32 protein-coding genes are annotated in these 24033 nt (G+C 35.1%); 19 read left to right on the top strand and 13 right to left on the bottom strand.

The features are described 5' to 3' along the window. Positions 1-11: 11 nt before the first annotated feature. The 3 genes from D1866_RS05455 to D1866_RS05465 all read left to right on the top strand — a co-directional run bounded on the left by D1866_RS05455 (position 12) and on the right by D1866_RS05465 (position 2059). On the top strand, positions 12-368 hold the full coding sequence (locus tag D1866_RS05455; protein ID WP_152942205.1) for a NifB/NifX family molybdenum-iron cluster-binding protein: 357 nt from the start codon (positions 12-14) through the stop codon (positions 366-368). A gap of 47 nt (positions 369-415) precedes the next feature. Continuing rightward, complete coding sequence (locus tag D1866_RS05460) at positions 416-763, top strand: DsrE family protein (protein ID WP_231136425.1); 348 nt, start codon at positions 416-418, stop codon at positions 761-763. Positions 764-871: 108 nt separating this feature from the next. Next, positions 872-2059: a pyridoxal-phosphate-dependent aminotransferase family protein gene (locus tag D1866_RS05465; protein ID WP_152942201.1), complete on the top strand. Its 1188-nt coding sequence runs from the start codon at positions 872-874 to the stop codon at positions 2057-2059. Here the strand turns inward: D1866_RS05465 and D1866_RS05470 are convergent. Further along, positions 2005-3078, bottom strand: coding sequence for an alkaline phosphatase family protein (locus D1866_RS05470; RefSeq protein ID WP_152942199.1), 1074 nt, complete (start codon positions 3076-3078; stop codon positions 2005-2007). The two genes, D1866_RS05465 and D1866_RS05470, sit on opposite strands and share 55 nt — an antisense overlap. A 75-nt stretch (positions 3079-3153) precedes the next feature. Between D1866_RS05470 and D1866_RS05475 the strand changes: the two genes are divergently transcribed. From D1866_RS05475 to D1866_RS05485, 4 genes are read left to right on the top strand one after another with little or no spacing between them, the layout of a single operon-like run. Next, positions 3154-3918, top strand: a complete 765-nt coding sequence (locus tag D1866_RS05475) for a DUF973 family protein (RefSeq protein WP_152942197.1) — start codon at positions 3154-3156, stop codon at positions 3916-3918. A gap of 10 nt (positions 3919-3928) precedes the next feature. Next, the gene (locus tag D1866_RS13670) at positions 3929-4162 is read left to right on the top strand and encodes a HEPN domain-containing protein (RefSeq protein ID WP_196773496.1); all 234 of its coding nucleotides are present in this window, start codon (positions 3929-3931) and stop codon (positions 4160-4162) included. After that, on the top strand, positions 4159-4323 hold the full coding sequence (locus tag D1866_RS13675) for a HEPN domain-containing protein (protein WP_196773498.1): 165 nt from the start codon (positions 4159-4161) through the stop codon (positions 4321-4323). The genes D1866_RS13670 and D1866_RS13675 overlap by 4 nt, the downstream gene beginning before the upstream one ends. Beyond that, on the top strand, positions 4308-4622 hold the full coding sequence (locus D1866_RS05485; protein ID WP_152942195.1) for a nucleotidyltransferase domain-containing protein: 315 nt from the start codon (positions 4308-4310) through the stop codon (positions 4620-4622). The genes D1866_RS13675 and D1866_RS05485 overlap by 16 nt, the downstream gene beginning before the upstream one ends. Before the next feature lie 186 nt (positions 4623-4808). Here D1866_RS05485 and nadC read toward each other — a convergent pair whose 3' ends face one another. The 5 genes from nadC to crn1 are packed head-to-tail and all read right to left on the bottom strand — an operon-like array spanning position 4809 to position 8104. After that, complete coding sequence (gene nadC, locus D1866_RS05490) at positions 4809-5648, bottom strand: carboxylating nicotinate-nucleotide diphosphorylase (protein WP_152942192.1); 840 nt, start codon at positions 5646-5648, stop codon at positions 4809-4811. Next, positions 5649-6215 (bottom strand): GMP synthase subunit A, encoded by a 567-nt coding sequence (locus D1866_RS05495; RefSeq protein WP_155861079.1) that lies wholly within the window; start codon positions 6213-6215, stop codon positions 5649-5651. A 24-nt stretch (positions 6216-6239) separates the two neighbouring features. Next, entirely contained in the window at positions 6240-6863 is a 624-nt protein-coding gene (locus tag D1866_RS05500) for a DUF3834 domain-containing protein (protein WP_152942190.1), read from the bottom strand. 22 nt (positions 6864-6885) lie between these two features. Then, the gene (gene tenA / locus D1866_RS05505; protein WP_152942188.1) at positions 6886-7545 is read right to left on the bottom strand and encodes a thiaminase II; all 660 of its coding nucleotides are present in this window, start codon (positions 7543-7545) and stop codon (positions 6886-6888) included. Positions 7546-7567: 22 nt separating this feature from the next. Then, complete coding sequence (gene crn1 / locus D1866_RS05510) at positions 7568-8104, bottom strand: CRISPR-associated ring nuclease Crn1 (protein ID WP_152942186.1); 537 nt, start codon at positions 8102-8104, stop codon at positions 7568-7570. Between the two features lie 88 nt (positions 8105-8192). Between crn1 and D1866_RS05515 the strand changes: the two genes are divergently transcribed. After that, entirely contained in the window at positions 8193-8450 is a 258-nt protein-coding gene (locus D1866_RS05515; protein WP_152942184.1) for a VapB-type antitoxin, read from the top strand. A gap of 70 nt (positions 8451-8520) precedes the next feature. After that, the gene (locus tag D1866_RS05520) at positions 8521-8808 is read left to right on the top strand and encodes a type II toxin-antitoxin system VapC family toxin (RefSeq protein WP_269199652.1); all 288 of its coding nucleotides are present in this window, start codon (positions 8521-8523) and stop codon (positions 8806-8808) included. On the opposite strand, the gene D1866_RS05525 is transcribed toward D1866_RS05520, so the two are convergent. Beyond that, entirely contained in the window at positions 8805-9584 is a 780-nt protein-coding gene (locus tag D1866_RS05525) for a KaiC domain-containing protein (protein WP_013776889.1), read from the bottom strand. The genes D1866_RS05520 and D1866_RS05525 overlap by 4 nt on opposite strands. 110 nt (positions 9585-9694) lie before the next feature. On the opposite strand from D1866_RS05525, the gene D1866_RS05530 reads away from it, so the two are divergent. The 5 genes from D1866_RS05530 to D1866_RS05550 all read left to right on the top strand — a co-directional run bounded on the left by D1866_RS05530 (position 9695) and on the right by D1866_RS05550 (position 13078). Then, positions 9695-10168: a protein-tyrosine phosphatase family protein gene (locus D1866_RS05530; protein ID WP_152942180.1), complete on the top strand. Its 474-nt coding sequence runs from the start codon at positions 9695-9697 to the stop codon at positions 10166-10168. Then, positions 10140-10766, top strand: coding sequence for an endonuclease V (locus D1866_RS05535; protein ID WP_152942178.1), 627 nt, complete (start codon positions 10140-10142; stop codon positions 10764-10766). Before D1866_RS05530 ends, D1866_RS05535 begins: the two co-directional genes overlap by 29 nt. Beyond that, positions 10760-11356 carry a cysteine hydrolase family protein gene (locus D1866_RS05540; RefSeq protein ID WP_152942175.1) on the top strand — a complete coding sequence of 199 codons (597 nt, stop codon included), beginning with the start codon at positions 10760-10762 and terminating at the stop codon, positions 11354-11356. Before D1866_RS05535 ends, D1866_RS05540 begins: the two co-directional genes overlap by 7 nt. Before the next feature lie 16 nt (positions 11357-11372). After that, positions 11373-12350 (top strand): DHH family phosphoesterase, encoded by a 978-nt coding sequence (locus D1866_RS05545; RefSeq protein ID WP_013776893.1) that lies wholly within the window; start codon positions 11373-11375, stop codon positions 12348-12350. Between the two features lie 80 nt (positions 12351-12430). Further along, positions 12431-13078 (top strand): peroxiredoxin, encoded by a 648-nt coding sequence (locus tag D1866_RS05550; RefSeq protein ID WP_152942173.1) that lies wholly within the window; start codon positions 12431-12433, stop codon positions 13076-13078. Between the two features lie 30 nt (positions 13079-13108). On the opposite strand, the gene D1866_RS05555 is transcribed toward D1866_RS05550, so the two are convergent. Continuing rightward, positions 13109-13753: a metallophosphoesterase family protein gene (locus D1866_RS05555; protein WP_152942171.1), complete on the bottom strand. Its 645-nt coding sequence runs from the start codon at positions 13751-13753 to the stop codon at positions 13109-13111. A gap of 35 nt (positions 13754-13788) precedes the next feature. On the opposite strand from D1866_RS05555, the gene D1866_RS05560 reads away from it, so the two are divergent. The 3 genes from D1866_RS05560 to D1866_RS05570 are packed head-to-tail and all read left to right on the top strand — an operon-like array spanning position 13789 to position 16716. Beyond that, on the top strand, positions 13789-14931 hold the full coding sequence (locus D1866_RS05560) for a DUF763 domain-containing protein (RefSeq protein ID WP_152942170.1): 1143 nt from the start codon (positions 13789-13791) through the stop codon (positions 14929-14931). Beyond that, positions 14909-16024, top strand: a complete 1116-nt coding sequence (locus tag D1866_RS05565) for a citrate synthase/methylcitrate synthase (protein ID WP_013776897.1) — start codon at positions 14909-14911, stop codon at positions 16022-16024. The genes D1866_RS05560 and D1866_RS05565 overlap by 23 nt, the downstream gene beginning before the upstream one ends. A gap of 32 nt (positions 16025-16056) precedes the next feature. Continuing rightward, complete coding sequence (locus D1866_RS05570; RefSeq protein WP_152942168.1) at positions 16057-16716, top strand: DUF47 domain-containing protein; 660 nt, start codon at positions 16057-16059, stop codon at positions 16714-16716. Here the strand turns inward: D1866_RS05570 and D1866_RS05575 are convergent. Beyond that, positions 16705-17670, bottom strand: a complete 966-nt coding sequence (locus D1866_RS05575) for an inorganic phosphate transporter (protein WP_152942167.1) — start codon at positions 17668-17670, stop codon at positions 16705-16707. The genes D1866_RS05570 and D1866_RS05575 overlap by 12 nt on opposite strands. Next, positions 17657-17866, bottom strand: a complete 210-nt coding sequence (locus D1866_RS05580; RefSeq protein ID WP_013776900.1) for a ribbon-helix-helix domain-containing protein — start codon at positions 17864-17866, stop codon at positions 17657-17659. The genes D1866_RS05575 and D1866_RS05580 overlap by 14 nt, the downstream gene beginning before the upstream one ends. A 104-nt stretch (positions 17867-17970) precedes the next feature. Here D1866_RS05580 and hel308 point away from each other — a divergent pair, with 104 nt between their 5' ends. Both hel308 and D1866_RS05590 read left to right on the top strand, forming a co-directional pair. Then, on the top strand, positions 17971-20085 hold the full coding sequence (hel308, locus tag D1866_RS05585) for an ATP-dependent DNA helicase Hel308 (protein ID WP_152942166.1): 2115 nt from the start codon (positions 17971-17973) through the stop codon (positions 20083-20085). Then, positions 20045-20221: a hypothetical protein gene (locus tag D1866_RS05590; RefSeq protein ID WP_152942165.1), complete on the top strand. Its 177-nt coding sequence runs from the start codon at positions 20045-20047 to the stop codon at positions 20219-20221. The genes hel308 and D1866_RS05590 overlap by 41 nt, the downstream gene beginning before the upstream one ends. Here D1866_RS05590 and D1866_RS05595 read toward each other — a convergent pair. From D1866_RS05595 to D1866_RS05605, 3 genes are read right to left on the bottom strand one after another with little or no spacing between them, the layout of a single operon-like run. Beyond that, positions 20218-21786 carry an acyl-CoA carboxylase subunit beta gene (locus D1866_RS05595; RefSeq protein ID WP_152942164.1) on the bottom strand — a complete coding sequence of 523 codons (1569 nt, stop codon included), beginning with the start codon at positions 21784-21786 and terminating at the stop codon, positions 20218-20220. The genes D1866_RS05590 and D1866_RS05595 overlap by 4 nt on opposite strands. A 40-nt stretch (positions 21787-21826) precedes the next feature. Further along, positions 21827-22330, bottom strand: coding sequence for a biotin/lipoyl-containing protein (locus tag D1866_RS05600; RefSeq protein WP_152942163.1), 504 nt, complete (start codon positions 22328-22330; stop codon positions 21827-21829). After that, positions 22330-23862, bottom strand: a complete 1533-nt coding sequence (locus D1866_RS05605; protein WP_152942978.1) for an acetyl-CoA carboxylase biotin carboxylase subunit — start codon at positions 23860-23862, stop codon at positions 22330-22332. Before D1866_RS05605 ends, D1866_RS05600 begins: the two co-directional genes overlap by 1 nt. Positions 23863-24033 lie beyond the last annotated feature (171 nt).

Genomic DNA, 24033 nt, shown 5'->3' on the forward strand with positions numbered 1-24033 from the left:
ATCGATAATTAATGAGAATAGCAATTCCGGTAACTAAAGGGAAAGTTGACGGTCCCGGTGAAGGAGAAGAAGTGCTGATATACGAGATTGATGGAGACGAAGTAAAACTTGTTGAAAAATATGAGAATCCTGCATTAAAGGCTACTGCTGCAAGGGGAGCCCACATGTTAAAGTCAGCACTGGATAAAGGAGTTAACGCAGTAATAGTTGCAGAAATAGGTTCTCCGGGAGTTAGACTACTTAAAGGTAAAGCAAAGATCTTCCTAGCAGAAGGATTAACTGTAGAAGAAGCATTAGAGAAGCTAAAGAGAGGAGAACTACAAGAAACTGATAAACCAACACATGATGAACACCATCACGAGTTTTAAAAATTTTTATAAGTTAAACTTTTTTTACTCTAAAAATGTGTTATCTTATGGCAAAGATCTTCGTTATTTCAACTGCAGGAAAAGACGATATTAATAGAGCAATGATGGCAATGAATTTTGCACTAGGAGCAAGAAAGAATGCAGGAGCTACAGTTGCCTTTATGTTCCTTGGAAGAGGAGTAGAAACACTATTAAGAGAAGCTGCAAACGCACCACAAATGAAGAAGATAATAGAAGACATGATTAATGCAGGAATTGACGTAAGTTATTGCGGTATTTCGTTGAAAAACTTAGGTTTAAACAAGGATTTAATATTCGACGGAATAAGGGAAGTAATGGGCGGAGTAGAGACTGCAAAAAGAATTGACGAAGGCTATGCTGTAGTAAGCTTCTGATGAAGAGCTCAGCTCACTCGGAAAAGATGAAGAAAGCTAAATAGCTGATTGATTTTTCTCCTTATCTTCTCTTATTAATTTATAATCTTCTTTAGATATCATTCTCTTATGACAAGAAAAATTTTAATGCATGTAGGTCCTGAAACGATAGACTATGACGTACTTTTAGGAGGAATTAAAGGAGATGTAGGATTTACATCTAAGGAATTCGTTGATGCAATGTCGTTTTCCTTAAAGTTCTTAAGGAAATTAATGGGAGTAAGCGAAAGTTACCAGCCATTCATAATTCCAGGTGGCGGAACTTCTGCCATGGAAAGCGTAACCTCCTTACTCAGAAAAGGGGATAAAGTCTTAGTAGTATCTAACGGAGTTTTCGGTAATCGTTGGATAGACATTTTTTCTAGATATCCGGTTAACGTAAAGGCATTGAAAGCTAAAGCTGGGTATTACGTTAAACCGGAGGAGATTGAAGAAGAAGTTAAGAAAGATCATTACACCATGGTCACAATGACTCACGTAGAGACTAGTACTGGAGTTAGAGAGCCTATTGCCGAAGTTGCTAAAAGGATAAGGGATTACGTAGATCTTATAGTAGTTGATGGAGTTGCAAGCGTAGGAGGAGAAGAAGTTAGAGCAGAAGACTGGAAAGTTGACGTATTTCTAACAGCTAGTCAGAAAGCAATAGGCACTCCTCCTGGAGCAGGCTTACTTGTACTTTCAGAGAACGCTACAAAAAGGTTAGGTGAGGATAATATTGCGGGTTATTATCTTAACTTAAAGAACTGGCTAGGAGTAATGCAATCAATGGAAAAAGGTAAGGCTTCCAATTTCTCAACACTACCCGTTCATCTAGTCTTGATGATAAAGAGGGCATTCGAATTAATAGAAACAGAAGGTATTGAAAATAGAATAAGAAGGCATGAAATTGTTTCTTCTGCAATAAGAAAAGGGATAGAAGCTTTAGGTTTAGAAATAGTGGCAAAAACTCCAGAAGCTTACAGCAATACTGTGACCGGAGTTATGCTGAAAAAAGTTAATCCTAATGACGTACTTTCAATGTCCTTAACAGAAGGAATTGAATTCGCCCCCGGTGTTCACCCAGATTTGGCAGGAAAATATTTTAGAATAGGGCATATGGGATGGGTTAACATTAACGACGTAATATCAGCAATAGCAGTAATTGAAAGAGTACTTAGCAAATTAGGAGAGCCAATAAACTTTGGAGAAGGCGTTAAGGCCGTTCAAGAATATCTAATTAATGGTATTTCCATCTCTTCTTCTAACATTGCACCGTGATGGCCTTTATGTCCAGCATAGCCGTTTTTAAATCTATAGACGTAAACTTTCCTATCAGTAGGAATACCTAAATAATCTGCATGAATATCGATTTTTTCTCCTTTTTCTGCTAACAATCCTTGCTCTATAACTTCATCTATTGTAAATACTTTAAAGTTAGAGAATTTCTCTTCTAAGCATTTTAAATCCTTTCTACTCCTCATAAATATTGCTCTAGCATCTCCAAAAGGCGGTGAATCTAAAGATGAAACGAAGTCCTTATCTTCATCGAGCATTATTGCGTCTTCTGTTTGTATAAATCCGTGATCTGCAGTTATTATTGTGTCATATCCTTTAGGGATATCCCTTAGTATCATTGAAATAATATCTTTTACTGCACGCAAAGTTGGTTCAGCATAAGGTCCATATCTGTGAGCTGTTAAATCTACGTCAGGAATATAAAGTGTAATGAAATTTACTCCTTTTTCTCCGAAAATTTTAGCCTTATATATTCCGTCCCACAGAGTTCTATATTCCTCGACATTAGTATAGAGCATTTTGGTAAATTCACTACCGGCAATGCATTTAGGTAAGATTGAGACACTCTTCTTACCTTTTTCCCTGGCTTTTTTGCCTATGCTTTTCACGTTAAAAACTTCTTCCATTGATTTTCCTAAAGCCTTTTTAAGTAAATCAACTTCTGAAGTTTCTGGCATAGTGTACTTTAAAGCGTTTATTACTCCTACCTTATCTACATAAGTGGTGTAACCTAAAATTTTGTGCTCTCCAGGCTTTGTAACAGTCATGAGTGTAGTTAAAGCTGTTGCCGTAGTTGATGGAAATACAGTGTAAATTTTATCAAATTTTATTCCTTCTACAGCTGATTTCAAAATATTATATCCCATTCCATCAACTAACACAAGGAATATCTTATCTGATAAGGTAATATTAGAACAACAAGCCTTGTCGCCAACTAATGCATCCTCTATACTGCATGCTACATTATATAGGTTATTCTTTGAATAATCTGGATATATCATTTTAGTAGTATTGGTTAGACCGGCATTATTAAATCACACTAAACGTTTTTTACTTAAGAGTAAATAGTTTCATAAATGGAGAAATCACCAGAAAGTCGACTAAAGATAGTTGCAATTTTACTTGCAATATCTACTGGAGTATTTTATATTTCTTATGCTTTAGTTTTTTATTTTATTTATGTTCTTAAGGACAATTTTTTCGTTGAAATGATTTTTCCAGGAACAATAGGAGCATCGTTAGTAACTTTGCTTCCAATAGGTTTTTTGACTAGAGGACTAAGAAATACAAATTTTAATATAGGTTACCTAATGTATGTAGCTGGTATAATTCTTTTTGAATTTATACCAATTCCGTTCTTAATCTTTCTGGGAAATTTTTTCTTAGGAATAGCTTATAGAGATATTGGCAGATTAGAAAAAAATAAGAAATTAGAAAATGCAGGTTGGATAGCGTCGGTTCCCTTTGTTTCATTTATAGGATTTTCTCTGTGTTATGCATACTATAAATCTCCAGAAGAAGCTGAGAAAGAGGAGGAAAAAAAGAAAGAAATGGAAGAAATTAAGCCATCTCCCGTTCCTTATCAAATAGGAATAGGTAAGATGACAAGTAATGGAGATTTTGAGTTTTCCTTTTATTCTCCTAGAGAAGATAAAATACTTAGCATAAAATTTGAAGATAAGACGATTAATATGGAAATTCCAGTAAAAGTGGGGAAAAACGTGGTAAAAAGTAGAGTTCAAATTGATCCCTTAAAAATGGTTGCTGGAAATCTCTATAATATAACAATAACATTCAGTAACGGAGAGACATTTACTGCAGTAGTTGAATATATACCTTAAGGGTACTACAATGTCATTCGATGTTGCATTAGAGTACTTAAATAAAGCAAAGGAATATCTTAATGCTTCAAGATTATTATTTTCAAATTCGTCATATAATGCTTCGTCATTAACTAGTGAAGTTTCAGCAAAACTTGCAATAAAGGCATTACTCATTAAACTAGGAATAGAAGTTCCTAGAACTCACGAAATAAGGAAACTATTAAGCATAATTCATGATAAATTGAAAATAGACAACATATGATTTTTATGAGGGAGAATGGGAAAGATTTGATAATTCTGGAAAACATAAGAGGAAAATCACAGTACGGAATTCCTTCAGTTTCTAAAGACGAGGCAGAAATAGCTTTATTAATTGCTGAGAAAATCTTATCATTAATAGAAAAATTATGGAACAACCTATAGAATTGCTTAGAAATTGGAGAAAACTAATTTCTAACCTCTCACTGGACGAATATTCTGAGGTTTACGTTTTCGGATCGGTAGTTGAAGGAAAAATCACTGGATATAGCGATATAGATGTCCTTGTAATAATTCCTAGTAAAAAAGATAAGCTTCAATATTTATTGAAATTTTATGATGAAGTTGAGAAAAAACTAGGAGAGAAAATTTCCTACCTTTTCGACGTTAAAGTAATCTATCCCGAGGAAAAGTCCGTCCCTCCATATAGTTGGTTTCTTAAAAAATCTATAAAAATAAAATAAATATATCTTATTTAGTAATTTCTGATAGTTGTTAATAGCAATAAAATAGTAAAAACATTTATTCCTCCTATTAAGGATATTTTATATCCATTATCTAGATAATACTAATTCTTAAAGTCCTTATAAATGATATAGAATAATTAAAATTGAAATCCTATTAGTACATATTGTCATTTTTATAAAAAGTTATTGTGGAGAAGTTACCTCAACATCCATTGAAAAGTCCAAAGATCTAGATGAATGAGTAATATAACCGCTCGAAATTATATCAACTCCAGTTTTAGCATAACTTTTAACATTTTCTGGAGTTATCCTGCCAGAGGCCTCTAGGAGTACTTTTCCTTTAAGCTCAGAAACCACTTCCTCAATTTCATTCACGCTCATATTATCCAACAATATTGCATCAACCCCTGCTCTATATGCCTTTATTGCATCTTCATAGCTTGATACTTCAATTTCTATCTTTTTAGTAAAACTAGCTATTTGTCTTGCCATTTTTACTGCCTTCTCAATATTACCTATAATTGCAAGGTGATTGTCTTTAATTAATACAGCATCTGATAAATTAAATCTATGAGGATCTCCTCCTCCAACCTCTATAGCATACTTCTCAAAAACCCTTAACCCAGGAGTAGTTTTCCTAGTGCCTGCAATCCTTACAGTAGGGTTAACTTCCCTAGCAAGTTTTACCATTGTATAAGTTGCAGTTGCTATTCCTGATAACTTGCCTAAAAGGTTAAGTACAAGTCTTTCTACAGATAAAGACTTGTCTGCCTCTCCTTCAAACACTAATAAATTATCTCCTTTTTTAACTTCAACACCGTCAGTCATTGACGATTTGATGTTGAAACCTAAATAATTAAGGAAAGGAATTATGAACTTATTACCTGCAAGAACTCCTTCATCCTTAGATCTTACATAAGATCTTATTTTATATCCTTCAACTATCCTGCTAGTTAGATCTTCCGGATAATAGTCTTCCTCCAAGAACTGCATTAGCTTTGAAATGAAGATTTGCTCTATCATTTACTTTTTACATACGGTTAAGAAGTTCTTAAATATCTCTATTCCATCTTCTGTATGCTTTACCTCAGGGTGGAATTGAACTCCAAAGATCGAAGAATCCTTGTTAACCATTGCCTCAACTTTAGTATTCTCACTATGTGCAATAGCAAAAAAGCCAGGAGGAACTTCTTTAACTTCATCGTTATGACTCTCCCACGCATTAAATTCCTTCTTTAAACCTTGTAGAATAGTGTCGTGATCGTCAATAGTTATCCTAGCAAGTCCAAATTCAGGATTATTAGCTTTACCAACTTTACCCCCCAAAACATAGGCTAAAAGTTGATGTCCTAAGCAAATGCCTAATTTCGGTACACTAAGTTCTTTAACAAATAAAGGAGAATTACCCATCTTATTTATTTCCTGATCTACAGAATAAGGACCGCCACTAAATATCATACAATCAAATTTCTTAGCATATTCCACATCAGCGTTAATATTAACTACTTCTACTTCTACTCCTAAATATTTTAAGTTCTTCAGTATGAGATGATTATATTGGCCACCGTAATAAACTAGTCCTACTTTCACGCGTTATTTTAAAATTTCCCATAATTAAGCTTTTCTAAATACATAGGGTTTATCCAATTTTCTGAGGCTATATTCGGAGTTTTTGAATATACTTTCAATGAATGTTGAAGGCCTATATATAGGTAAGTTATCTGCTACATACTCTGATGTTCCTTCAGGATCTTCCTTAAACAGATCTATTCCCTCTAGGTAAGCGGTTTCAAAGTCTTCATTTAAACCTTCTGCACCGCAAATCCCCGGTAAATAAAAGCCTTTAGCTGAAAGTAAATCTTCAAAGTAAAGTCCATCCCTAGTTACTGCAGTTGTCACTACAGCAGAGTCTGCTTTCCCTTCTTTGTAAAGCTTGTACACTTCTGCAGGATCGTCTGTAAAAACGACTTCAGCCTCGTGATTATAAAGCTTAAGAACTAGATCTAACAGAATGTGATTTGCACTTCCCTTTTTCCAGACAGCAATTTTCTTGCCTAATCCTGGAGTTATTACTAGCATCCTAGAAACTAGAACATAATTTACCTCGTTAAGGAGAGGTATTGCGTTAAGTTTTACTTCGGCATTTCCTTCAAAAACTACTTTAACATCTCTCCTCTTCATAGTTGAGGCAATTATCGGATAAGCAACTGGTCCAGGAGGAGTTAAAACGGTTACCATTATTTAATTTAAAAAAGAAAGTTTAAAAATTAAATGGAAACTTTTCTAGCTTATATGCAGAGTCCCAAAACATGTATTCCATGATAGATGCTATCCTGAAAGTTCTTATTGCAGTTGCCTCTTCTTCTGGAGTTAATTTGAAAGAATTCACAATTTCCAATACTGCCCTAACTCCTTTTTCGTATTCCTCTCCTCCGTAAGTTTTGATCCACCTATCGTAAAGATAATTTGGAGAACCCTTCTTTAATAATTCCTTTCCTACTTCCATGTAAATCCAATAACAAGGCAAAACAGCGCTTACTGCTTCAAAGTACGGTTTATAAAGTACTGTTGATAAAAGAAATGAAGTATAAAGCAGATTAGTCGGAGAAGGAATTAGTTTAGCTTTTTCCTCTTCGCTTATGTTCCAAGTGCTCATGAAGAAGTTATGTAACTCGTTCTCAACTCTCATTATGCTCTGTAGGTGAGAAGAGAAAAGCATTGCTTCGTCTTGCTTTTCAGCCTTTGCTGAAATAATCGCTAAAGCCTTAGAAAATTCCCTTAAATAAAGGTAATCTTGAAGAATATAATACTTGAATTTCTCTTCCTCCAATGTGCCGTTAACTAGTCCTTTAATAAAAGGATGAGAAAGGATAGCGTTATAGATGTCCCGTATAGCGTTCCACATTTTTTCGGTTAACATTTTAGTTAATCCCTCTATCGTTTTATGTTAATAGTATAGTTCTAGCATCTTTAGATATTAATTCACAGAATTTTTCCCTATTTACACAATTGCCTTTTCCTGCTTCCTCTATTTCCTCTTCTTTCAATTGCTTTATTAAATTCTGTATTCTATTATACTCGTTCTGAGGAATTATAGTTGTAACGACGTAAGCGGAATTTCTTATTGCATTTATTGCAGCAGCAACGCTCATGGCTTTCCTTCCTCCAGTAAAATCAACATAGTCACCTTTCGATATTTTACCTTGCAATCCTTTTCTGAAAATCTCATAATCCTCTTTTGTCGCAATATCATTTATAGGAAGAGGAATATCAGAAATTTCAACTTCTTTACCGCCGCAACAAACGAATATTGCCTTAACTAATTTCCAAGCTAATTCAACAGCCTTATCAGAAGTTCTTATTATGTAAACTTCCTTAATGTCTACTGGCTCACCGCCGTAATTTCCTGACTTTAAATTCATGTAGGTTTCAAAAACTCCACCTGGAGAAGTTCCTAATGTTGCTACTAACTTTACCATGGAATAAAATGTTAGAAAGAACAATAAAAATTCTAGTGTAGTAGTCTAGGTGGGAAGGCTTATTTGGAAAATGCGCTTAGGAATATTTATGATAGGCGAAATTCTCGTAAAGAGAGCTGACAATAAAGGTAGGATTCTTATATCTAGTTTTAAAGGAAAAGATATTTATCTTGTAAATTTAGGTTCTGGATATTTTGTAACTGGCAATAAAGAAGTTGCAGAAGAGGTCTCTAAAAATGCCTCTAAAGCATTTAGTGATGAATTTTTAAAGCTAATAGAAGAACTTTCTCCTGAAGAAATTGAGGATATAATCGAAAAGGAGACTGTAAACAAGATTGGGCAGTAGAGAGGAGAAGAAAAAGAAATATATCTTATTGACATTCTGGTATTCAATTTTCTAAACTTTATATGAATTTATAGTAGTTATAAGAAATAAATACATGGAAATGATGAAGAAAGGATACAAAGATAGAGTCGAAGGCTATCTAAATTTTATAAAACTAATAAAGAATGAAATGAAAAATTCTATCATTGATGTTAATAAGGATGATATTTTGAAAGCTATTGACATAATATTCGAGAGAGAAATTAATGTAGGAGATGCAATAAATGTCGCAACTGCTAGAAAAATGAATGTTACAATAGTGAGCAATGACAAGGATTATGATAGGGTAAAAGATTTAGTAGAGGTAATAAGACCTTAGCTTTGAAACTCGTCCTTATTTGCTTCCTTTATCTTATCCATAACCTTCTTCGGTAATGCATAGTCTTCTTTTCTTTCTTGAACTTTTCCTAGCAAAACTATTCCTTTTCCAGGGACTATATCTATTTCCCAAACGTACTTATCGTGATTAGTTTGCCTCATTTTCTCAATTAAAACATAACGGTGAAGCATACCGTCTTTAACTACTCTCCTAAACCTTATTATTCCGTCAGCTACATGTTCAACTCCGAAACCAAAGGCTTGTGAAGTAGTTATTGCATACTGTGAAGTTGCTATTATTGTAAATTTCCACTTGTAGAGCACTCTCTTTAAATAGTAACTTATCTTCCTAGCCATGGCAGGTTTATCTAAGAAGAATGCAGAAACTGAGTCTATTACTAGCCTTGCCCTACCATAACCTAACTTTTGCTTAGCTGCAATAACTTTTTTCACCATTTCTTCTGGTGTAACTTCTTCCAAAGACCACTCGTCTTCTTTTTCTTTCATTAAAGCGTCAATAATTATTAATTTCTTATCTAGGTAACTTTCTAAATCCCAATTAAACTGCTTTGCTTGTCTTAGAATGGAATCCCTACTTTCCTCGGTAGTTACATATATGCCTATATCTCCTTCTTTCAATCCCTCATGGATAAAACTCAATGAAAAGATAGTTTTGCCAGTGCCGGGCTCTCCTGTTGCTGCTACAAAGAAGCCTTGAGGTATTCCTCCTTCTATTAATTTATCAAAATCTGGTATTCCTGTTGATAATCTTGCCATAAGTTAAATTTGATTTTTGAAAATAAAACTCTAGAAGACCGCGAGCGTTTTATATTAGAAAATCAATTGTATTTTTAGATGAAGAACAGCGGATCTTCTGAGTGGTATAAATGTATTGGGTGAGGAAAGGCATCATAGGCGGATCTTGCTTACCTTATACCGTAGACGAAATAAAGAAATGGAAAGCTAGCGGAGTAAAGAAAGTCGTAGTCTTACCGGAAGAATGGGAAATAGAGGAAGCTTGGGGAAGTGTAGATTACTACTTTTCAGTACTTGAAGAGAACGGACTGAAGTTTATTCACATGCCTATACCCGACGGTTATCCTCCAACTTTAAGTCAATTTGAGGAAATTATGGAATGGTTGGAAGGGAGAGGAAACTTAGTTCATTGCGTAGGGGGAATTGGAAGAACCGGCACTGTTCTTGCAGGATATTTAATGGTAACTGAAGGTTTAAATGCTAATGAGGCTGTAGAGGAAGTAAGGAAATATAGGGAGGGAGCTGTGCAAACCATGCGACAATTTGAGTTTTTACTTTCCTTAGAAGGTAAGAATAATGTGGGAAAAAGAAGATTATCTACTTAACTTCCTTATACTCTTCCAGAGGCTAATAGCTAAAAACGTGAAATTAACACATTTGGGTTTAGAAAATGTAAAGACGTTATGTGCAGTTGATGTTGCTTACGACAAGGAGGAAGGTTATGCTGTTGCAGTTAAGCAAGAAGGTGATAAAATCGAATACAAGATAACAAAAGGAAAAGTAACTTTCCCTTACATCCCAGGTTTTTTATTCATGAGAGAAGCTCCAATAATGATTAAGGCTATAGAAGGATATCAGTGTGACTTACTATTAGTTGATGGTCACGGATTAGCTCATCCTAGAAAGAGCGGTATAGCTACAGTCATTGGAGTTTTACTGGATATTCCTACTATGGGCATTGCAAAGTCAAAGCTTGCCGGTGATATAGTAGAGGAAAACGGAATCTTCTACGTGGTTATTAACGGAGAGAAGGTAGGAGTAAAAGCTGGGAAGTATTTTTACAGCCCAGGGAATAGAACTGACCTACAAGATGTCATAGAAATGTCTAAAAGAGGCTATCCCGAGATACTTAAAATTGCCGATAAACTTTCAAAGCAGGCAAAAAAGGATAAAAACATGAGTTCGGATTATAAAATATGGTAGAAGTACCTAAAATTCCAGAAGAAAAAGAAATTGAACTTAACCCTCACGATACTGCATTAATTATAGTTGATATGCAAAACGATTTTGTTAGAAAAGATGGAAAGCTTCCAGTTCCTACAGCTGAGAGTACAATAAAACCTATAAAGGATCTAATCAAGAAAGCTAGGGATTCCTCTGCTCTAGTTGTCTATACTCAAGATTGGCACATGAAGGATGATCCGGAATTTAAAATATGGGGAGAACATGCATTAGCCGGAACTTGGGGCGCAGAAATAATAGATGAATTAAAGCCAGAAAAAGACGATTTCATCATTAAAAAATACAGGTATGACGCGTTCTTTGAGACTCCCTTAGATTATATTCTAAGGGTAAAAGGCATAAAGAACTTAATAATAACTGGGACTGTGGCAAATATTTGTGTTTTACACACTGCAGGTAGCGCCGCACTAAGGTGGTATAATGTTATAATGCCAAAGGACGGAATTTCTGCTATAACAGATTTTGACTATTACGCAACTCTTAGGCAAGTAGATTTTCTCTATAAAGGAAAAATAACAACTTCTGCCGGAATAAAGTTTAATACTAAATAAAAGTAATTTTAAGCAAATGGATTACTATGCAATAGTTCATAACGACTTCGATGGTACAGCATCAGTGGCAGTTTATGCAAGGGCAGTAAAATCTCTACCAAAAAACGTTTGGTTTACTGAGCCCACAAAAGTTCATAACTTATTGAGCAAACTAGAGCCAAGAGGAGTATATAATGTAATGATAGCCGACCTCGGTTTAAATGAAAGTACTTTTGATAAAATAGTTGAGAGTTGTAAAAAATTAATAGATCAAGGTGTAAAGATTCAATGGTTTGATCACCATGTTTGGAAAGAAGAATGGAAATCGAAGCTTTCTGAAATAGGAGTTGAAGTTCATCACGACACTTCGACTTGCGGTGCAGGAGTTGTACATAAAGTAATGAATCCAGACGACGAATTCTCGTCAAAACTTGCCTCGGCTGATTGTTCAGTAGATATTTGGTTACATAACGATCCAATGGGCGAAAAATTAAGGAGAATCGTTGAAAGCAACAAAGATTATGGTTGGAAGAAGAAATTAATAGAAACATTTTACAATGGAATTCTTTGGAACGAAGAATTTCAGAAAATTTTAGAAGACCAAGTAGACCAAGAATTGAAAGGGTATCAAAAACTTCCTAAGTACTACCGCGTAATAGAAATTAACGGTGTAAAAGTTGTAGTTGCAATAAGATGGAAAGGCCCTCCAGACATAAGTTACGCTGCTCAATATTTAATGACAAGGACTGGGGCAAAAGTATTTGTATCTGCAAATGGTAAGGCTATCTCTTTCAGAAGTTCTACAATAAATGTAAGGTTATTTGCAGCAAAATTAGGCGGAGGAGGGCATCCATTAGCTGCAGGAGCTTCTTTAAAGATTCCATTAATCTATAGAATCTTAAGGAGAATTGGAATAATTTCTCCAGCAAATAAGTGGGTTTGTAATGTTGTTACTAAGGTAATAAACGATGTTGGATTTAAAGAATACCAGCAAAAGGATATTACTCAACACTGAAGTTAAAAAATCTTTATACTCAAAACTGAAAAAGAAGTGTTTTAAAATAGTTATAACTACTATTTTATAGTGAATCTAAAATGGTAAAGGTTTATCAAAAGTTCCCAGATACTCAAGTATTAACTACAAAAGGACCGATAGACTTCTATAAGGACATATTTGGCAAAGGAAAGTGGTTATTCTTATATGCACATCCAGCAGACTTTACACCAGTATGCACCACTGAGTTTGTAGCATTTGCACAAGCACAACCAGAATTTGAGAAACTAGGAGTACAATTGATGGGACTAAGCGTTGATAGTATATATTCTCACATAGCTTGGTTAAATGATATTGAGCAAAGATATGGAGTTAAAATAAACTTCCCAGTTATAGCTGACCCAGATAAGAAATTATCAAGAATGTTAGACCTAGTTGATGAGAATTCTGGAGTAACAGTCAGAGGAGTTTTCATTGTAGATCCACAAGGCACAATAAGGTTCATGGCACAGTATCCAATAGAAGCAGGTAGAAAGATTGATGAAATGTTAAGGATAACTAAAGCAATAATAGTAGCATATAAGGCAAAGGTTGCAACACCAGCAAACTGGGAGCCAGGTCAAGACGTAGTATTAGGAGCACCTACAACCTTAGACGAAGCAGAATTAAGAATGAAAATGCCAAACGCAAAAGCATGGTACTTAGTGTTCAAGAAGTATGATGAATTACCTGCAAATCAAAAAGTATAAACTTTTTTGATTAATTCTTTACTTTTCATCTTATATTTCTATAATTACAAATTTTTTATTCGCTGGTAATGCTACATTATATACTTTAGTATCATCTAACTTAGCAAAAGTTACCTTAGCGTAGTGGGCATGACCATGAATTGCTAAATTAGGCTTGCACTGAAGTTCTTCTATTAATTCATCTCCTAGTCCTGGATACGCTGAAGGTCTTTCTCCGTAAACAGTCTTATAAGTTGGTGCGTAATGAGTAAGCAAAATCTTGAAGCCAGAAGAGGAGCAAAGCATTTCTTCAATTTTCTTCTTTCTCTCTGTATAGAACTTCTCGTCTATTCCTTTCATTTTTTGCCAAACTGTAGGCTTCTTTATTACTCCTTCACTACCTATAATCGTTACGTCACCAAGTTGCTTCTTCTCGTCGTCTAACCATATTACATCAGGAAATTTTTCCTTATATTTTTCCCTTTCCTCTCTGAAATCCTCATTACCAAAAACCGCAACTATTTGAAACTTTCTCAATGCATTATAAACAGGATCAAAATGCATGAATTTTCCTTTATCTGCAAGATCTCCTGCCAATAACACTAGGTCGACATGCTGTGGAAGATATCTTAAGGCTATAAAGAAGTCATTAAGATATCTAGGAGAATGAATGTCTGAAGTGGCAGCTATGAGCATGTTTAAATAATTGGCTTTAACAATTTTAATAATATATGGAAATAGAAGGCATAGCAGACTTACCTTTACATACTGGACACGTACCTTCATGGTTAATTCCCATAATGAGAAAGCTTTCTAGGGCAATCTTAGATATCATGCTAATAGAGTGGGGGCCAGAAAAGGTAGTAGAGAGACTTTCAAACCCACTTTGGTTTCAAGCTTTTAATAATGTAATAGGCATGGATTGGGACTCTTCGGGATCGACAACAGTTACTTTAGGAATATTAAAGGAAGTTGTTAATCCCAAGGATGACGGACTTGCAGTTCTAGGTGGAAAAGGTAAAAACGCTTTAAAAGTGCCGGAAGAACTTCATTCATTGAATTTTGATATTGATGCTGATAAATTAGCTAACATAAGCAGACTAGTTGCAAAAGTTGATACAACATTAGTTCAAGACGGACACCAGCTTTATCATCACTCTATGCTAGTAACAGAGAAAGGATATTGGGGGATAATACAACAGGGAATGAATGAAGAAACTAAGTTTGCAAGAAGATATCACTGGAAAAACACTGAAAATTTTACTGTAGATCCTCACGAGGCAATAGCAGGAAAGAAAGGAATTGCAGTAAATATAATAGAAAAACAGAAAGAAAACACTAGAAAGCTAGTTTTAGATTTACTTAGGCAAGATCCTAGAAAAATTATAAATGAATTGCAACAAGCTAAAGCAATTTTAAAAGGTCAAGCCACAATAGAGAGCTGGATTAGTGGAGCCTCATTTGTTGGAATATCAAAAGAAGCTAAGATTATCTACATGAGGCCTTTGGATGAAAGGAAAATAAAACCTATTTTAGAAAAATTATACGAATCAAATCCTGAAAACCTAGAAGAGGCATTACTTGAAGGTTTAGGACCTTCTACGGCTAAGGCATTATATTTAATCTCTGACTTAATTTATAGAGAGCCCCCTTCTTACAATGATCCAGTGAATATGCCTTATGACCCTTTCAAGTATGCTTATGCAATTGGCGGAAAAGATGGTATTCCTTATCCAGTAAATAGAAGGGTAGCTGAAGAGGTAATTATCACGCTTGAGGATATAATACAGAAAGCTAAATTAGAGAGTAATGAAAAGAAATTCTCATTGAATAAACTAAGGGGTTTGAGCATTGGAATTAAGGAAGGGTCTTGAAGATATTGCTATAAAAGAAACTGAAATAACTTATATTGATGGAGTTCTAGGCAGACTATATTACAGAGGATATTCAATTTATGATTTAGCAGAATTCTCAAACTTCGAAGAAACTGCTTACTTAATATGGTTCGGGAAATTGCCAAATAAAAAGGAACTTCAAGAGATAAAGGAAGCTTTAGCTGAAGAAAGAGAAATCCCTGAGTATATTACTGAATTTATAAAAAATGTGAGAAAAGATGCAAATCCGATGGACGTGTTAAGAACTGCAGTAAGTATGTTAGGAATCGAGGATAGAAGTAACGAAGAACTTTGGAAGAAAGCTGTAAAATTAACTGCAAAAATTCCTACAATTATTTCATATTTTGATAGAGTTAGAAAAGGATTAGACATAGTACATCCCGATCCTTCACTATCTCATGCAGAAAACTTTCTTTATATGATGCGGGGAGAAAAGCCAAACCCTATTGATTCTAGGACTATGGATGTGGCAATGATCTTACATATGGATCACGAAATGAATGCATCGACTTTTGCTTGTTTAGTAGTTGCATCTACTTTGTCTGACCTTTATTCAGCAATAACTGCTGGAATATCTGCATTAAAAGGGCCTTTACATGGAGGTGCTAATGCAGAAGCCTTAAAGCAATTCATGGAAATAGGGAGTAAGGACAAAGTCGAGGAATATATTCTCAAAAAATTAGAGTCCGGGCAAAGAATTATGGGTTTCGGGCACAGAATATATAAGGCCTATGACCCTAGGGCTAAGATATTAAAGGAATATGCAAGAAACTTAGCAAAAGAAAAGGGAAAAATGGAACTATTTGAGATTGCAGAAAAAGTAGACGAAATAGGTTGTAAAATACTTGGAAAGAAGAATATTTATCCTAATGTCGATTTCTATGCAGGATTAGTGTTTTACTTCCTGGGTTTCGATCCTGATCTTTTCCCTACAGTTTTTGCTTCATCTAGAATAGTTGGCTGGACAGCTCATGTAATGGAGTACTTGAAGGATAATAAATTAATTAGACCAAAGGCAATCTATAAAGGAGAAATAGGCAGAAAATACATTAATATTGAGAACAGAGAATAGCCTTTTTAACTTATTTTAACAGATTTTATGAGATGCTTAAATTCAGTATAAATAAAGAGGAATTACTCTTCTCAAAACTTCTAGAAATAGCAGAAAATATAAAAGACTCTACTTCTCTCCTTAACTCTCTCTACCTAGATATCTTTAATACAAATTATCCAGATGCAACAGCAAAAATGGTAAAAATTAAAGGAATATATGAAAGAATAGCCATGATAAGAGAAGATATAATTTCAATGCTTTACGGAGAGGCATTCTTACCTGATTTTAAGGAATCAATGCTTACATTAACTCAATCACTGTATGAAATAATGAAATCAATAAAGGATGCAGGAAGAGCTATAACTTCGAGAAAACCAGATGAAAAACTTTGCAGTATTTTGCAATCTAATTTCGTCTCGTATTTATCATTAATACAAGATGGGGCAGAAAAACTTGTTTTAATGATTTCATTACTTAAAAAAGATATAAAAGAGGCAATAAGAATAGGTAAGGAAATTCAGCTCATTGAAAGAAATGGAGATGAAATAAAAGATTTAATGATACAAAGGCTATATGAGAATGAGAAAGAATCGGATATTATTAGTATACTACAGTTAAAAGATGTAATAACATTCCTTGACGATATTTTGGACGGAATGGAAGACTCAACGTTGAGCGTCGAAACTTTATACGCAACTCTAAAATCCTAGGACACTTTTTATTACTCCAAATGCTGCAAGTGAAGAAATTATTGCTACCAATGGAGAAATTCCCCAGCCTTTAGCTACTTGGGAAAGTTGCTTCTTTACGTCATAGCCAAAGCTCCTAAAGCTTAAGCCTATGATACCACCCATTGTGGTTTGGGTTATAGAAATAGGGACACCAAGCAATGTGAATATTTCAGATATAATGTCGCTCCCTACAAGAGCAGAGGTTGCGCTTATATATCCAAGCCTAGTAACTCTAAAGCCTACAACTATTGAGGCTTTTTTAGAACTTAAGTATATTCCTAGGGCTGAAGCTATCCCATATGCAGGAGCAACTAAATAGAAAGGCGCAGATAATAATCCTGCAGAGACAATTATTCCTATAGCATTTGCTCCAGTTACAAATGTAGTAAAGATGGAGGAAAAGACTATAAGAAATTTGTAAATCTTCATTTGAGAAAATAGATCATTTCTTTTTGATGCTAACCTTCTAATTGCCAAATAAAGAGTTATGGAAGATACAATAGCCAAAAGTGGTGAAAAACCCCAAGAAGTTACAGTAAACCAAAACTTTACCCAATTAAATCCAAGGTTTCCCCTAGAAATTAAAACTAGAACAGCCATTGAAGGATAAAGCATTTGGCTTAAAGATGAAGGAATACCAAGTTTATTTAAATAGTAAAAGGCAATAACTGAGGCAAAAAGCACAGAGAATACTGCTGATTCTAACATGTCTAAATTCCTAGAATATATTGTACCATAGATGCTACTTTGCATGGAATAACTTCCTAAGGAGACTCCAACAAATATTGTCAGTGCACTTAATAAGTAGGAGTACTTTCTCTTTAACGCGTTAGTGGAAATTAATATTCCTAATGAGGTTGCAGAATTATTACCGCCCACAATAAAAGAAGAAATTAATCCTAAAAGAAATATGCTATATTCAAGAATTTCCATTCTTTTTACCTTCCAAATAAGAAATATATTCTAGTATTGCGTCCCTTATTAGTTCACTCCTATTTGCGTAACCTAAACTTTTTACTGCCTCATCTACTTGTTTTAAAAGTTCTTCCTCCAATTTAAACGATATTGTTAACGTTTCATTCATTTCTACTTCGTACACACCATCGCCAACTTTTTTAACTTGTTCCATCGGCATTACCAAAATTAATTAGTAGGGTAATTGATAAAGCTTTCTTATTCATCTTCTCTAGTCCTAATTCTTTTAAACCTTAAAATGCAAATTACATAAGATTCATGGAATTCACACCTATAGACAAGCTTAACTTAGATGAGAGGATAATAAAGATTCTAAAGAAGAAAGGAATAGAAAAGCTAAATCCAGTGCAGACAGATGCGGTTAATAGCGGGTTACTAGAAGGAAAAAGGCTATTGGTTACTTCGCCTACTGGATCAGGAAAAACTTTGATAGCGGAGCTAGGAATAATATCTCACTTGCTTTCCGACGGAGGAAAGGCGGTTTACATTACGCCACTTAAAGCATTAACTGCAGAAAAATATAACGAGCTAAAAGATTGGGAAGAGTTAGGATTTAAAGTAGGGATGACGTCGGGGGACTACGACAGTGACGATGCTTGGTTAAAAAATTACGATATAATAGTATCAACATACGAGAAAATCGATTCATTATGGAGACATAACCCATCTTGGTTAAGCGAAGTAGATTACTTTGTCCTAGATGAATTTCACTATTTAAATGATGAAGAAAGAGGACCAGTAGTTGAAAGCGTTGCAATAAGGGCAAAAAGGAAAAATTTGTTAGCGTTAAGTGCTACAATAAGTAACTACGAAAAGATAGCTAACTGGCTAAATGCAATACCGGTAACAACAAACTGGAGACCAGTACCTTTGAGAGAAGGAGTTATTGTTGAAGGTAAAAAGAGTTATCAAGTAATTTTTCCTAACGAGACAATAGAAATTAAAGGAAACGACCCAATAATTGCTTATACGCTTTACGTATTAGAGCACGGAGGGCAAGTTTTAGTATTTAGAAATTCTAGAAAAATGGCAGAAAGTACTGCAAAAAAGATTTCCTCATCAATGGGGTTATTATCCTTACCAGATAAGGAATTACTTAAGGTCGGTGAAGAAATAAAGAACGTAGAAGATGCCGGAAGTGACGAAAAAGAAGAACTTTATGAACTAGTAGTTAGAGGAGTTGCTTTTCATCACGCTGGACTTTCTAAAGGGCTTAGAGAAATAATAGAAAGAGCTTTTAGAGAAAGGAAAATTAAGGTTATAGTTGCAACGCCAACTTTAGCTGCAGGAGTTAATTTACCTGCAAGGGCAGTAATAATTGGGGACTTTCATAGATACAATAGGAAAATACTAGGATATCAAGAGGAAATTTCAATAATGGAATATAAACAAATGGCAGGAAGAGCCGGAAGGCCAGGCTTTGACAAGGAAGGAGAAGCAGTAATTGTAGTAAGGAATAAAAAAGAGGCAGAAAAAGTATTTAAAAAATATATTTTATCCCCTCCAGAACCTATAGAGTCAAGACTTGGCAACGAATCTGCATTTTATTCCTTCTTATTAGGAATAATTTCTTCAGAGAAGAAAATTTCTGAGGACGATTTAGAAGATTACGCAATGGATACCTTGCTTGATAAAGACGTTGCAGAAAAATATGTAAAGAGAGGTATAACTTGGTTAAGAGATAATGAATTTATCGCAGGCGATGATGAACTAGTATTAACAAAATTCGGCAAAAGAGTTGCGGATCTTTATATCAATCCTTTCACGGCCAAGGTTTTTAAAGACTATTTGACAAAGAGCGATAAAAGTTGTAACATTGCTTATTTGCATTTAGTTGCTTACACTCCAGACGGACCTACAGTTTCGGTAACAAGAAGTGAGCTTGAAGAACTTGTTGACGAAGCTCCCTGCCCTTTATTTATAGAAGAACCAGAAGATGAAGACGAATTTTACAATTACGTCTCTGCTCTTAAAGTAGCAATGATAATTAACGATTGGATAGAAGAAGTAGATGAAGACGTAATTTTGAGTAGATACGGGATAGGTTCGGGTGACCTTAGAAGTATAATTGACACAATGGATTGGCTAACTTACAGCGGTTATAATGTAGCAAAAGTTCTTGACCTTAAGGAGCATTATGATGTCCTTTATACGCTTAATCTGAGGGTAAAGGATGGAGTCAAGGAAGAATTGCTTGACCTAGTTAAGATTCAAGGCGTTGGAAGGAAGAGGGCAAGGATTCTTTATAACCATGGAATAAAGAAACCAGAGGACGTGGTAATGAACGTAGATAAAGTCAAATCGTTATTGGGTCAGAAAATTGGTGAGAAAATTGCAAAAGAAGCTGCAAGACTTATTGCTGGAAATGCTTAACGCAGAAGACGGAAAAGAAATTGAAGTTACTGGAGATGAAGATCTTTTAAAGAAATTTAAACTCTTACTTTTATCTCTAAATCAAGAAATTATTGTAGAGGAGAAAAATAGAATAGTATATAGAAAAAGAGCTTAGAGCGGTATATTACCATGCTTCTTTGGATATCTATATTCCCTCTTATTTCTTAACATCTCTAATGCCGAAACTATTACTCTCCTAGTATCCTTAGGTTCTATAACGTCGTCTATCAATCCCTTCTCTGCCGCCCAGTAAGGATTAGCAAATAATTTCCTATATTCTGCAATCTTCTGCTTTATGAATTCATCTGGATTGCTTGATGCTTGTATTTCCTTCTTGTATAATATCCTTACAGCACCTTCTGGACCAGTTACAGCAATTTCAGCTGTAGGCCAAGCATAAACTAGATCTGCTCCTAAACTCTTTATACTCATTGCAATATGTGCCCCTCCGTAGGATTTCCTTATTATAACTGTTATCTTAGGTACTGTCGCCTCTGCAAACGCATAAAGCATTTTTGCGCCGTGCCTAATTATTCCCTTATATTCCTGATCAGTGCCCGGAATATATCCTGGAGTATCCACAAGGCTTATTAAAGGAATGTTAAATGCATCACAGAACCTTATGAATCTTGCAGCTTTGTCTGCAGCGTCAATATCTATAGCTGCTCCTAAGTACTGAGAGTTATTTGCAACTATTCCTACAACGTTTCCTGCAATTCTTGCAAATCCTACTACAATATTCTGTGCCCAATGTTTATGAACTTCTAGGAATTCTCCGTTATCTACTATCCTATATATGATTTCCTTCATATCAAACGGCTTTGCAGAATCAGTAGGAACTATTTGCTCAACGTCTTTAACATCTCTATCGGCAGGATCTCCAGTGTCCATAAACGGTGGTTCTTCCATGTTATTTGAAGGTAAATAGGAAAGTAACCTCTTGGCAATGTTAATTGCATCCTGTTCATTCTCCGCCAGGAAATGAACTACTCCAGACTTGGTAGCATGAATAACTGCTCCTCCTAGGTCTTGGAAGCTAACCTCTTCTCCTAATACTACTTTAGTTATCTCTGGACCGGTGACGAACATGTAATAAGCGTCGCCTTTAATCATAATAATGAAATCAGTCAAAGCTGGAGAATATACTGCTCCTCCTGCTGCGGGTCCTGCCATTATAGTAATTTGCGGAATTACTCCAGAAGCCATCACGTTCATCTTGAAGACTTGGCCATAGCCTTCCAGCGCTACTGCACCTTCTTGAATTCTCGCTCCTCCAGAGTCATTTATTCCTATAACTGGTGCTCCAACCTTTAGTGCTAACTCGTAAACTTTGGCTATTTTATTTGCATGCATTTCTCCTAAAGTTCCGCCTAACTCAGTAAAGTCTTGGGAGTATGCAAAAACAGTCCTGCCATCTACCTTGCCCCAGCCTGCTACTACACCGTCACCGTACATTTTCATTTTATCTAATCCAAATTCTGTAGCTCTAGTAGTAGCAAAAGTCATTATTTCGTTAAAAGTTCCTTCATCGAAAAGTAGAGCTAACCTTTCTCTAGCAGTTAACTTACCTTTGCTATGTTGGGCTTTTATCTTATCTTCTCCTCCACCTTGATATGCCTTTTCTTTCATATTTTTTAATTCTTGTATTAATTTACCCATAGTTTTTTCTTCTTGAGACATACATATATCACCTTACATGTATAATTGAAGAAAAAAACCTTCACTTAATGATAACAAGTGTATCTCCCTTCTTTACTCCTTGACCTTGCTTAACTAGGATTTTCTCTACAACTCCTGCAACAGGAGCAGAAATTATAGTTTCAGATTTCATTGCCTCAATAGACAACAAGGGCTGACCTTTGTTCACTGCATCACCTTCTTTAACTCTTATACTAACAACCCTTCCTTGTAATGGTGAAATAACCTCTCCTTCTCTTCCTTTAATCATTTCCTCAACTGATTCACCTTCCTTAGTTGGCAATTCTGTAGCTCTCTCTAACTTAAATACACTAGCGTTGTCAACAAAGACATATCCATTATCTACAAATACGTGATGAATTTCGCCATTGACCTTAAACAAGTACTCGTTATCTCTAGTACCTTTTCCTAAATACTCTATCTCAAACTCGTTAGCTTCAGTTTTTATCTTATCAACGTTGCCTTTGCTATCAACTGCCATCAAGTAAGTATCTCCAGTCTCGGAATAGACTCTGTATAATTTCATTACCACATCACCCTCGAAGAGGCTTGAGAAACCAAACCGTAAGTCTTCCATGCAGATTTAGGTTGCCTTTGCGAAGTTGTAACTGGAGTTGCTCCTTGTCTATTTAGTCCCCTGCTCTGGATTTCTAATGCTAACGCAGCCCTCAACTCCTCTTGTTGTCTCAAATACTTTGTAAATTGTTCAGTTTTTTGTGCAATATATGATGTAGAGAATCTTCCTTCTTGAAAGTCAGGATCCCTCATGATCCATTTGTAAAGCTCAATAGTCGTCTTTACGCCACCTATCTTATAATCATTCAAAGCTCTTATTCCAGCCTGAATAGCGTAAGCCCTATTTTCGCCGTATACTATTAATTTAGATATAAGGGAATCGTAAAAGGGCGGAACCCAGCTTCCTGCTTCAACTCCGCTATCTACTCTGACTCCTGGACCAGTAGGTTCCTTATAATAAGTAATATAACCAGAACTGCCCGTGAAATTATTCAAAGGATCTTCTGCATTTATTCTATATTCTATTGCTGCGCCTCTTACTCTCTTATTAAGTTCTTCTTGTGTAAAAGGTAAATGTTCTCCTGCAGCAAGGAGTATTTGAAGCTTAACTAAATCTATTCTAAAAATTAACTCAGTGGTAGGATGCTCTACTTGTAATCTCTTGTTTAACTCTAAGAAATAGAACTCCCTAGTAACGTCAGAAAACGCTGTTTCAAACGTGCCCATTGTAAAGTAGTGAATTATTTGACCGAACTTTATTATTGGTTCAAACATTTTTTCCCTTTCTTCCATTTTTAATGCAGGAGAAGGTGCCTCTTCTATTAATTTCTGGTTTCTTCTTTGGATTGTGCATTCTCTTTCCCAAGCTACTACATAATCACCATATTTATCGCCTATTAACTGAAATTCTATATGTCTTGGGTTTACAGCATATTTTTCTATATAAAGATCCGCTTTTCCAAAAGCTTGATAAGCCAATCTTTTGTTTCTTTCCCACACTTCAACTAGTTGGTCGGGACTATCTACTCTAGTTATTCCAACTCCTGCACCGCCGCTTGCAGCCTTTACCATTATTGGATAACCAATTTTTTCTGCAATCTTTAGTGCCTCATCTAACGAACTAACCGGACCATCGGAGCCAGGAGCTATAGGTACTCCAGCCATTTTTGCAACTCTTTTTCCGTCAAGTTTGTCCTTTATCTTATTCATAACATCTGAGGAGGGACCTATGAAAGTCATTCCTGCTTTTTCCACTGCCGCAGCAAAGTCTGCGTTCTCTGAAAGAAAACCGTAACCAGGATGTACTGCATCTGCGTGAGCTTTCTCTGCGGCATCGATAATATGATCGATATTTAAATAACTATCAAGAGCTGGGGCTTTACCTATGTAATAAGCTTCATCTGCGTATTTAACATGTAAAGCGTACTTGTCGGCTTCGGAGTAAACTGCAACCGCTTTCATCCCCATTTCTTTTATTGCCTTCATTACTCTGACTGCAATCTCTCCTCTATTCGCAACGAGGACTTTTCCAAAAGGAGGCATTTTAACCATATAATAATGTTTATACGGGTTTAAAAGGTTTTTATTTTAGAAAAATAAACGGATGTTTAATATAAAATATAATAATAAATAAGGAGTATAAAGTTGATTTTATTAAGAAATATAAGAAAAAATAAAAAGATAAAAAATTCAGAGTTCGCGCGTATCTTCACC

Source organism: Acidianus ambivalens (genome assembly GCF_009729015.1).
GTDB classification, from domain to species: Archaea; Thermoproteota; Thermoprotei_A; order Sulfolobales; family Sulfolobaceae; genus Acidianus; species Acidianus ambivalens.